Here is an 8,030-nt window from a genome sequence, read left to right on the forward strand (position 1 = left end):
GGAGACCGAAACCTTGTCTGCACATGCCCACCAATGGAAGCATACGAAGAAGCCGCAGAATAAAACTAAAAGACCCCGCCGAAAGGCGGGGGTCATCGAAGGGAACAATGTTTCTCTCACCTAACCCAATCAAACCAGTTGGTGGTTCTGATGAAGCATTATGTCATACAAAATTGTCACGTAGGTGCAGCTCAAATCGCCAACGTGGCAAAAGAACGCCCTCATCACATCGAAGTCATTCTGCGCTCCCAAGAGGATAGGGCATCAGCAGAATTGGTCGTGGAGTTTTTCCATGCGTTGAACACATTGATCGCTAAAAACGCCTATGCGGTGACAACACGTGTTGTTGCTACCGACAAAGTTGGTGGACCACTTGATTGGGCTGGACGGACTGCGGTCTTCTGGGGCGACTTAGAGAGTGCATGGTGCCCAGCAGGAGACCAAAAGCTTTGGGTTTTGCAAGTGATGAATCTGTCACCCAGAGTGATTTTGGTCGGCGGCGCCGTGATGTTGCTGGCACAGATGGCAGGCTCGGAACCTAGGGCGGCTGCAGTGCATGCCACTTTTGAAGCGGCAGCCATTGAGCAGGGAATTGTCAGCTGCGGGGCATCAACTTGCCTGGCGTCAGATGGTCGATTGCACAGCGCTAATACCCGCATCAGTGCTATGGGATTACTTTCTGAGCTCGTTTCGGATGATCAAGGTCAACATATTGCTGATGCGCTACGCAGATATGTCGGTTTGAGCGAGCCAGGGAAGAAAACCGAGAGTCAAATTGCCAATCGGCTCATCGGCGAAGCCAAAGGGGACGAGGTGGTCATTCATACGCTGGCGACCATGATGAAGCATATCGAAGACCCGTTGAGCATTTCAGAACTTGCCGCGACAGTCGGTACGTCTGTCCGGCAGCTTCAGAGAAGATATCTCAGCAAAACAAATGCGAAGCTTCTGGACACTTACAAAGAGTTGCGTTTGGAGCGGGTTGGGATCTTGCTTAAATACACGGACATGCCCTTTGCAGAAGTTGCTGCCGCGACTGGGTTTTCGTCCCGTTCCGCCATGTCCCGGAGCTTCTTCAAACATTGCAAATCTACTCCCGAAGAGAGCCGGAAGCGGCGGTATCTTGGGTGTGAATAGAACAAGAGCTCTCAATTCAGTGTGTAGTTTCTGGATGCGCAAAAGCACCTAATAGCGAACAGTCTGGCGTTCAAAAACGAGGGCGTGGACGCCTGATTGGCTGCGCCTATCGTGGCGCGAAGACCAAGTAGCACGATATCTGTGATAGCCAAGGGCGTCCGGTAAACCTTTTTTTCTGCCGGCACGCTAGCGACTAAATCGGCATGCGGGCCTTACTTAGCAGCGTGTCAGATGTTGACTGGCTGATTGGAGACCGTGGCTAAGACACTGACCGGCATCTGAGATGCGTCGAAAGAAAAAGGGATGCAGGCCTGTTTCGAAGGTCGAAGGTCGAAGGCGACGCAAGCAGGCTGTCAAATACGACAAAGGTCACTACAAAGGGCGTAACTGGATCGAAATCATGCTCTGCAGATCCAAGGATTTGCGGCGTGCCGCAATCCGCTACAACAGATGTCCGAAGATATTTCTGCCCGCCATAGAACTTGGTTGGGGGTCACGCTTTGCGATAGATGAATTCATTTTCAGGATTGGCTGACATGGCGTCCAAAACATCTTTGACCCGGCTATTCAGAGGTGACTTTTTGCAAACGGGATCTGTGGCTTCGGCATCTTGCGCAAAGGCCATCGCCTGACACCGACAACCTCCGAAGTCGATCTCTTTCCTCTCGCAGCTTTGGCAGGGTTCGGGCAACCAAGCGGTTCCCCGATAGGCGTTGAAGGCACTGCTGTGGTGCCAGATGTCCGACAAAGCTTTATCGCGCACGGACTCGAATTCCAGATGGGTGATTGTCTGCGCCGCATGGCAGGGCAGGACGGTGCCGTTGGGCGTGATACTCAGGCCTGTTGACCCCCAGCCGCCCATACAGGCCTTGGGGAAGTCTGAGTAATAATCAGGCGGTACGAAGTCGATGGCCAGAACGCCTCGCAAGTCCCTGCGGGCGCGGGCAACGGTGTCTTTAACGGCCCGGGTCTGCTCAAGCGTCGGCAGCAGTGCGGCGCGGTTCGGCAGCGCCCAGCCGTGGAATTGCACACAAGCGACCTCGAGCCTGCGGGCGCCCAGTTCGACGGCCATTTCGATCGTGCGATCCAGATCATCAAGATTGTGGCGATGCATGACCGCGTTCAGGGTCAGCGGGATACCCCTGTCACCAATCTCCTTGGCGATGACCATCTTTCGGTCAAAGCCGCCGCGATAGCCGCCGATGCGATCGGCCAGAGCGGCGTTTGTGCCCTGCAAGGACAGTTGGATGTGGTCCAGCCCTGCCGCCTCGAGCCGGTCCAGCCGTTTGGGGGTCAGCCCGATGCCGGAGGTGATCAGGTTGGTGTAAAGCCCGATACGGGCGGCCTGCGCGGTCAGGTCTTCGAGATCGCGGCGCGAGGCGGGTTCACCCCCCGACAGGTGCAATTGCAGGACGCCCATGTCGAAGGCCTGTTGGAATACATCCGCCCAGGTCTGGGTGTCCAACTCGGACTCTTTGCGCTCAAGCTCCACAGGGTTGCTGCAATAGGGGCAGCGGAGCGGGCAGCGGTGGGTAAGTTCGGCCAAAAGCGCGATGGGTGCTGGGGCGGTCATTTTTGCACCATTACATAAATACGGCTGCGCAAGGCCTGCAGGAATCGTTGAACATCGGTTTCGACCTGATCGGCAGGGGCGCCGTAGGTAGTGGCAAGATCGGTGACGATCTGGCTAAACGAGGTCTTACCATCGACTCGCGACAGGATGGCGACGCCGATATCGTCCAGTTCGATCACCTTTTCCGGGGCCTGCAGGACCATGCGGTCACGCACCGTATCGCGCTGAACCCGCACGCCGCGCGGCAGATAGGGGCGGTCGGACTGGTGCAGCTCAAGCGTCATAACAGGCCTTCCCCCGGTTTCCATGCGCCGGGCGGGATCAGGCCCGGTTCTACATACCCGGACCAGAGCGCATCGAGCTGCGCCCACAGTACGTTGGTTTTGAAGATCAGCGCCTCGCAGGCCATATCTTCTTTTTCCTCTGTGTCCGCATGGTCCAAAACCCAGTTCAGGCCGAATGCCACGTCCTTGGGGGCTTGGGTCAGACGTTTTTGGAAATAGGACAGGCTGTCGGAATTGGCGAAGTCATAGTGCTGCAACAGGCCCTCAATCCGCTGTTCGTGGATTTTGGGGGCAAACAACTCGGTCAGAGAAGACGCGACCGCCTGTAACAGAGGTTTTTCGCGCACGTAATGCACATAGGCGTCGACGGCGAATTGGGTCGCGGGCAGGATACCGCGGCTCGAGGCGACATAGTCGGGATCAAGCCCCACGGCCTCGGCCAATTTCAGCCAGCGCCGGATACCGCCGCCCTCGGTCACGCCGCCATCATGGTCTTCAATACGGGATCGCCACTCACGCCGGATATCGGGATCGGTGCAGCGCGACATGAAGGCGGCATCCTTCATCGGAATCGCCGCCTGATAGGCCCACCGATTGATCACCCAGGCGCGTACCTGATCGGGGGTGCATTCCCCGCTGTGCAGCCGGTGATGAAACGGGTGTTTGTCGTGATAACGCTCTGCCCCGATCTGACGCAGGCGGGCCTCAAGAGTTTCGCGGCTCATATCGTGATCTCCTGCCCGTCATAGGCGATGGTCCAGCCTGCGGTTTCCACAAAGGCGCGTTCCGGGCTGTCAGGTTGCAGAACAGGGTTGGTGTTGTTGATGTGGATGAAGGTTTTCGCGGCGCGGATATCTTGCAGTCGGGCGATCGACCCCTCGGGTCCACTGATCGAGATATGACCCATCCGCTGCCCGGTTTTCACGCCGGTTCCGGTGCGGATCATCTCATCATCATCCCAAAGCGTGCCGTCAAAGAACAGTTGATCGGCATCCGTAATTCGGGCCAACAGGTCATCGGTCACCTGCGCGCAGCCCGGGATGTAATAGGCGGTCTTTTCGGCGGTGGTCAGCCGGACGCCCACGGTCTGTTCACCCAATAGATCAGTCTGGACGCTGTCGCCCTCCATGAACAAGGGCACCTTGCCGGGCACTGCAAAGAGCTGCGCATGCAGCCCCACTTGAAGGGTGAATTCATCGCCTAGCGCAATCTGGCGGCGGTCGACCTTCTCGCGATTTACCGCATCGAAAATCCGGTTTTGGGACAGCACATCTAGTATATCTCCCGTGGCAAACAGGGTGAACGGGGTCTGTTCACGCAGGCTGAGCAACCCGGCGATATGGTCGATATCCCCGTTGGTCAGCAGGACCGAGGCCACAGGCGTGTCGCGCAGCGCGCGGGGGTGCATTTTGGGGCTGTCCAGCATCTGCTGGCGAATATCAGGCGAAGCGTTCAGGATGCTCCAATTCAGACCATCTGGGGACACTGCCAAAGAGGATTGGCCGGAGGGCGGGATCTTGCCCTTACGGGCGTCCTCGCAATTCCGGCAACCGCAGTTCCATTGTGGCAAACCGCCACCTGCAGAAGCCCCAAGAACCAGGAAATGCACTTTGGGCCTCCGCTGCGTTTACGTGATCAGAACAGGTCGGGCTCGTACTCGCGGCCTTCGTCCTCGGACGGAGAATACATGTTGATCTCCATACCGCAGTTCACTTCTTTCAGCTTCGGTGTGCTCCAGGTCATAGTGTCCTCCCGATGAATGACTGGCGTTGTTAAAAAACCTACTACCGGCACGATTTTCGGAAAATGCTCCTTTGGTCGTAGGGATGGGGTGTAGTGTTGAGGGCTGGAGCGGCTGCGTCAACCACCTTGGGGTCGTAGAGGCGGGACTTAGGACTTTCGTCGAATGTCATGGGCGCAGGGGGAAATATAGTCTCACGCCCATGCGCGCGATCCTGTTACTTGTGTTTTTGCTTTTCAGCGGCCTGTCGGTTCAGGCAGAGCCTTTGCCGCGTGAGCAGATCGAAACCTATATCCGCGCCCCGTTTTCGCTGGGTGATGCGCTGAACGATGACGGGGTCTACAGCCTGCTGAACTCGGGCGGCAGTGAGGCCGGATATGTGTTTGAATCCGAACCGTTGGCCCCCTTGCCGGGGTTTTCGGGTGCGCCGATCAACATGCTGGTGGTGCTGGACCTTGAGGGGCGCTTTCTGGATGTTCAACTGATCGAACACAATGAGCCGATCTTTGTCTCGGGTCTGGGTGAGGCCCCGTTTCACAAGTTCTTTGAACAATATGGCGGGCTGTCGATTTCGGATTCGATTGTAGTGGGAACGCCCTATGGCGATGCGGCGGCGGGTTCACAGCTAGTTTATCTGGATGGCGTCACCAAGGCGACGGCCAGCGTGCGCATTGCCCACGAATCCGTCATGGGGGCCGCGCTGGCGGTGGCCCGCGAAAAGATGCAGGGGCTGGCCACCGCGCCGCCCGCCTTTCCGGACCCCGAGTATCAGGAGGACCTGACCTGGCAGGATCTCGTCGATCAGGGCATCGCCACGCGCAAAACCTACACCAACGCGCAAGTCGACGCCTTGTTTGCAGGCACCTTGTGGGAGGATGATGACCCCGAGGCGCAGGAGTATCCGGATGAGCCATACTTGGATATCTGGGTCGTTGATCTGGGCCCAACTTCAATCGCCCGCGCTGCGCTGGCCGAGGACAGTTTCGACGACCTCCAGAGCTTTCTCGAAATCTCGGACAATGATGAACCGATCCTGGTGATCGAAACTGCTCGCCACGGTTTGGTCAGCGAGGACTTCGTGCGTAATACCGCGCCAGACTGGCTGTCGGCGGAACAGGACGGTTTCCCCGTCGCCCTGCGAGATGCCGATCTGTTCGTGGAGCTGGCCAATGGTCTGCCCGATGGCACCGCCATGATCTTGCGCACGGACCGTAGGTTGGGCTTTGACCCTTCGCGCGATTGGGTTCTGAAGGTGCTGGCCGTGCGGGAACACGGCATGTTCCAGCCCGAAACAGGCTCGGTCACGCTTGAGGTGCCGCATGTCACGCCCGAGCGGTTCTTTACCCGTCCGGTTCAGATCACGCCGGTCCCGCCATGGCTTGAGGCGCTCCGCAACCGTCAGGCCGACATGATCGTTTTGGGGATTTTCCTGACAGGTCTCATCGCTGCGCTCAGCTTTCGCATGAATGCACTGGCGGCCCAACCTTTGTTCACGCCCCTCCGCATGGGCGTGTTGGCCGTTGTCATTGGCTTTGTCGGATGGTGGGGGCAAGGGCAGCTGTCCATCGTCACCGTTCTTGGAACGCTCAGGGCAGCAGTCGAAGGCGGCAGTTTCGCGTTCCTTCTGTATGACCCGTTTTCCTTGTTGATCTGGGCGGTGTCCATAGCCGGTTTCATCGCATGGGGCAGGGGGCTGTTCTGCGGTTGGCTCTGTCCCTTCGGCGCAATGCAGGAGTTCGCGCATCACCTTGGCAAAGCCCTCCGCCTGCCGCAAATTGAACCGTCCGAGGCCTGGGACAGGCGTCTGAAATGGTTGAAATATGTCATCCTCGCGGGCCTTGTGGGCGTTGTGTTCGTCGCCCCCGATCAGGTGGACAAAGCCGCCGAGGTTGAACCCTTCAAAACCGCGGTCACCACCTTCTTTGTGCGGGAATGGTATTACGTGGCCTATGCGGCGGGATGGCTGTTCCTCGGAATGGTGCTGTTCAAGGGATTTTGCCGCTATGTCTGCCCGCTTGGCGCCTTCATGGCGATCGGAGGGCTGTTGCGCGGGCGAGATTGGATCGACCGACGCGCGGAATGCGGCTCTCCTTGCCAGTTGTGTAAGGTCAAATGTAAATACGGGGCCATCGCAAAGAGCGGACGAATCCAATACGATGAGTGCTTTCAATGCCTTGACTGTGTGACGATCCATGACGACAGCACGAAATGCGTGCCTCTGATTGTCGCCGCTCGACGCCAAGCCAGAGAGGTCGCCGCCGAATGATAAACCGCCGCCGCTTCCTTGCCATCTCTGCCGCCGTGCTGGCGACCCCGGCTGCGGCCCAACCCACAAAATGGCAGGGATACGCTTTGGGTGCCGAGGTCAGCCTAACATTTGACGCTCCTCCCCAGGTCGCCAAACCCGCCATCGCCCGCATCCGAGCCGAGCTTGAACGCTACGAAGCATTGTTCAGCCTCTATCGGCCGAATTCCGACTTGTCTCGGTTGAACCGTTCTGGCCACCTGAAAGCACCCGCGCCCGAAATGCTGGCGCTTCTTCGGGCCTGCGATAGCGCCTACCGGCAGACCGACGGGCTTTTTGATCCAACCGTTCAACCCTTGTGGCAAGCAGCAGCGCAGAATGGAGATCTTGATGCCGCGCGCATAGCCCTTGGATGGGACCGGGTTCAGATTTCGCCCGATTACATTGCGCTGGATGCCGGCCAGGCACTGACGCTGAATGGTATTGCACAGGGCTACGCCACGGATCTGGTCACAGAGGTGCTGCGTCAGGCGGGTTGGGGGAACGTACTCGTCAATATCGGTGAGTACTACGCCGCAGGGCGCAACTGGACCCTTGGCATCTCCGATCGCCAATACGGTGTCGTTCAGACCCGGTCGCTCAAAGATCAAGCGATTGCCACCTCCAGCCCAGCTGCGTTGCGACTGGGTGGTGGTCATTTTCACGTCCTGAATCCAAAAACCATGCACCCACCCCAATGGTCGACAGTCAGCGTTCAGGCTGCAGACGCGACATCGGCAGATGCGTTGTCAACGGCGCTTTGCCATGCGGATGAGGGTGAGATTCAAACCATCCTGGATCGGACACCCAAGAGCACCACTGTAATTTGTGTTCACCAGAATGGGTCTGTCCGGACCTTCCGATCATAACAAAAGCCCCGGGGTTTTGCCCCGGGGCTTTAGGTTTTATCACCTATGCGATTACGAGCAGTCTTGGACGGCGCGTTTAGTCATCACCCCAACCAAATGCGCGCGGTAGTCTTTGCTGCCATGCAGGTCGGCGATCATGTTC

Annotated in this window: 8 protein-coding genes and 1 pseudogene; 3 read left to right on the top strand and 6 right to left on the bottom strand. The window is 58.0% G+C overall.

Annotation, left to right across the window (positions count from 1 at the left end; all coding sequences use genetic code 11):
• Positions 1 to 150 precede the first annotated feature (150 nt).
• A complete protein-coding gene (locus tag ACR0JF_RS22985) occupies positions 151 to 1,137 on the top strand; it encodes a helix-turn-helix domain-containing protein (RefSeq protein ID WP_170663380.1) in 987 nt (328 codons plus the stop codon).
• A gap of 493 nt (positions 1,138 to 1,630) precedes the next feature.
• Here ACR0JF_RS22985 and pqqE read toward each other — a convergent pair whose 3' ends face one another.
• Genes pqqE through pqqA form a run of 5 tightly spaced genes read right to left on the bottom strand, consistent with a single transcriptional unit; the run spans position 1,631 to position 4,737 of the window.
• On the bottom strand, positions 1,631 to 2,710 hold the full coding sequence (gene pqqE / locus ACR0JF_RS22990) for a pyrroloquinoline quinone biosynthesis protein PqqE (RefSeq protein ID WP_170663382.1): 1,080 nt from the start codon (positions 2,708 to 2,710) through the stop codon (positions 1,631 to 1,633).
• Positions 2,707 to 2,994, bottom strand: a complete 288-nt coding sequence (gene pqqD / locus ACR0JF_RS22995) for a pyrroloquinoline quinone biosynthesis peptide chaperone PqqD (RefSeq protein ID WP_170663384.1) — start codon at positions 2,992 to 2,994, stop codon at positions 2,707 to 2,709. Before pqqD ends, pqqE begins: the two co-directional genes overlap by 4 nt.
• Positions 2,991 to 3,719, bottom strand: coding sequence for a pyrroloquinoline-quinone synthase PqqC (gene pqqC, locus ACR0JF_RS23000; protein ID WP_170663386.1), 729 nt, complete (start codon positions 3,717 to 3,719; stop codon positions 2,991 to 2,993). Before pqqC ends, pqqD begins: the two co-directional genes overlap by 4 nt.
• Positions 3,716 to 4,603, bottom strand: a complete 888-nt coding sequence (gene pqqB / locus ACR0JF_RS23005; protein ID WP_170663388.1) for a pyrroloquinoline quinone biosynthesis protein PqqB — start codon at positions 4,601 to 4,603, stop codon at positions 3,716 to 3,718. The genes pqqC and pqqB overlap by 4 nt, the downstream gene beginning before the upstream one ends.
• Positions 4,604 to 4,629: 26 nt before the next feature.
• Positions 4,630 to 4,737 carry a pyrroloquinoline quinone precursor peptide PqqA gene (pqqA, locus tag ACR0JF_RS23010; protein WP_152460716.1) on the bottom strand — a complete coding sequence of 36 codons (108 nt, stop codon included), beginning with the start codon at positions 4,735 to 4,737 and terminating at the stop codon, positions 4,630 to 4,632.
• Between the two features lie 200 nt (positions 4,738 to 4,937).
• Between pqqA and ACR0JF_RS23015 the strand changes: the two genes are divergently transcribed.
• Positions 4,938 to 7,001, top strand: coding sequence for a 4Fe-4S binding protein (locus tag ACR0JF_RS23015; protein ID WP_170663389.1), 2,064 nt, complete (start codon positions 4,938 to 4,940; stop codon positions 6,999 to 7,001).
• Positions 6,998 to 7,888, top strand: a complete 891-nt coding sequence (locus ACR0JF_RS23020) for an FAD:protein FMN transferase (protein ID WP_170663391.1) — start codon at positions 6,998 to 7,000, stop codon at positions 7,886 to 7,888. The genes ACR0JF_RS23015 and ACR0JF_RS23020 overlap by 4 nt, the downstream gene beginning before the upstream one ends.
• A 51-nt stretch (positions 7,889 to 7,939) precedes the next feature.
• On the opposite strand, the pseudogene ACR0JF_RS23025 reads toward ACR0JF_RS23020, so the two are convergent.
• A pseudogene (locus tag ACR0JF_RS23025) lies at positions 7,940 to 8,030 on the bottom strand (FAD binding domain-containing protein); the annotation flags it as partial.

Source organism: Ruegeria sp. BG11 (assembly GCF_056538565.1).